Annotated in this window: 3 protein-coding genes; 1 reads left to right on the top strand and 2 read right to left on the bottom strand. The window is 54.6% G+C overall.

Going from position 1 to position 1,707, the window contains the following annotated elements; translation table 11 throughout:
• Together AACS18_RS20915 and AACS18_RS20910 are read right to left on the bottom strand one after the other, a co-directional pair.
• On the bottom strand, positions 1–352 hold a 352-nt coding region (locus AACS18_RS20915), incomplete at its 3' end, for an amino acid permease (RefSeq protein ID WP_146184809.1).
• 200 nt (positions 353–552) lie between these two features.
• Positions 553–819 (bottom strand): helix-turn-helix domain-containing protein, encoded by a 267-nt coding sequence (locus AACS18_RS20910; protein WP_005338367.1) that lies wholly within the window; start codon positions 817–819, stop codon positions 553–555.
• 258 nt (positions 820–1,077) lie between these two features.
• On the opposite strand from AACS18_RS20910, the gene AACS18_RS20905 reads away from it, so the two are divergent.
• Positions 1,078–1,674: a hypothetical protein gene (locus tag AACS18_RS20905; protein ID WP_108613207.1), complete on the top strand. Its 597-nt coding sequence runs from the start codon at positions 1,078–1,080 to the stop codon at positions 1,672–1,674.
• Positions 1,675–1,707: the final 33 nt, after the last annotated feature.

Genomic DNA, 1,707 nt, shown 5'->3' with positions numbered 1-1,707 from the left:
TGGTGTACAGAGCGGCGACCCAGGCAAGGATGGCGGAAAGAGGGGCGTAATAGAGTACGCCTTTGAACCACCCCACCAGATAACCAAACATTTTGCCGTATGCCGCTTCGGCATAATCGACGATACCGTTGGACTTTTCGATCCGCTGGGCAAACTCGGCAAACACCAGCGCGCCGAAGATCATCGAAAATGCCCCCAGCGCCCATGCCAGCAGCGCAATGGCCAGATTACCGCCAGTCAGACGCAGTACATCATCGGCCTTGAAGAAGACACCGGAGCCGATCACCACGCCGACCACCATCGCAATGGCAGTCATCAGGCCATAGCGTTTATCCAACTCATTACTGCTCATACCCATACTCCATACCGATTGCTCATATCATCCTGAATGTAATAGTGTTCGGGTGGCCAGATACCACCAGGGGCCCACTTTTCGGGGCCGCTTATTCTCGTTGGCCTGCATGGATAATTCAAAGCGTGTTAGATCAAAATATCGATCGGCGACCCAAAAAAAATACCGCCCGAAGGCGGCATTTCTATTCACATCGATGATCACGCCTTGGCGAGGTCATCCGGGCCAATCTGGCCGATTTCGGCGACTTTCTTGTCTGCCAGCAGCCAGAGAGTGAACTTGTGCAGATCCGGGTGGTGCGCCAGGGCAACCAGGAAGGCGCCCCCAACTTCACGGTAACCCAGCTCGTAGTTTTTCAGCGTGGTGGGAGGAACACCCAGCAAATCTGCAAACTTCGGACGGCTCAAACCGACCGCTTCACGGATCTGACGGATCTTCTTGCCAACAGTGACGATATTTGAATTCATAATGTTCCATACTCCGTTTGGCGGATTTACTCCGCCTTTTATTTTTCGCGACGACTCGTAGTCAAGTGTATCAGTTTTGTTCGGACTCGTTATGGTCGAGCCTCTATCTTATGAGCGCCTTTCGGCGACAACCCTTGCCTTCAAGGGGGGATGGTAATCGCTCAGCCGCCTCAGGTAAACAGTCTCGAAAAGAAACCTTTATTGTGGCCCCCCCAATAACTCGTATAATCCGCCGGATACCCATTAAGAGGAATAAGTATGGCGTTTCCCGGCATTATCTCTCGCCTGCACCCCGTATCCAGCACAGAAGAACTGGCACAACAGCGCCTGCAAGGTGAACAATATCGCGCCGAAGCATTCTGGCTTCCGGCCTTGATGTCCAGCCACGCCAGCGAACTGCTGGCCGCCCTGCCGGAGAGCTGCAGCCTGTTTCTTGAACAGGCGTGCCCGGACCTGGCCTTGCGCAGCCACGACGGCACCCTGCATAACAATGAACAGCTCATCACGGTAAACGGTCAGGCAATTGCTCTGGCAACCACTCAAGGTGATGGTGGTCTGGTGCCCGAATCGGGCATGTGCGAGATGGCCGACTGGCTGGAGGCGGGACACCGCCACTTCATCTGTTCAGCTGCGGTTCAGCCTGTGGCTCGCGCCATCCTCAACATCTGGCCTCTTGACCCCTATCTGGCCCGACATTTCTTGATGACATTTACCCCCCTGCTGCAGAGCGCAACCCAGGCTGATTACCTCGCGGTCTTTGCCGCCAGAGCGAATCCTGCCAACCCGCATAGCGACTGGGTTCAGGCCTATATGAAGCTGGAGAAGAAACTGCACAGGGCCTATCTGGATCACTAATTAATCTGGATAAACAGCCAGTTAAGGGCACGA

This window comes from Aeromonas sp. HMWF015 (assembly GCF_963878965.1).
Lineage (GTDB): Bacteria > Pseudomonadota > Gammaproteobacteria > Enterobacterales > Aeromonadaceae > Aeromonas > Aeromonas veronii.
Note: the sequence above shows the minus strand (reverse complement) of the source record. Positions and strands in the feature narration are given on the sequence as shown.

What these genes read in the sequence shown, in the direction of transcription:
- AACS18_RS20910 (WP_005338367.1), bottom strand. Translation starts at nt 819, where the DNA reads ATGAATTCAAATATCGTCACTGTTGGCAAGAAGATCCGTCAGATCCGT.
- AACS18_RS20905 (WP_108613207.1), top strand. Translation starts at nt 1,078, where the DNA reads ATGGCGTTTCCCGGCATTATCTCTCGCCTGCACCCCGTATCCAGCACA.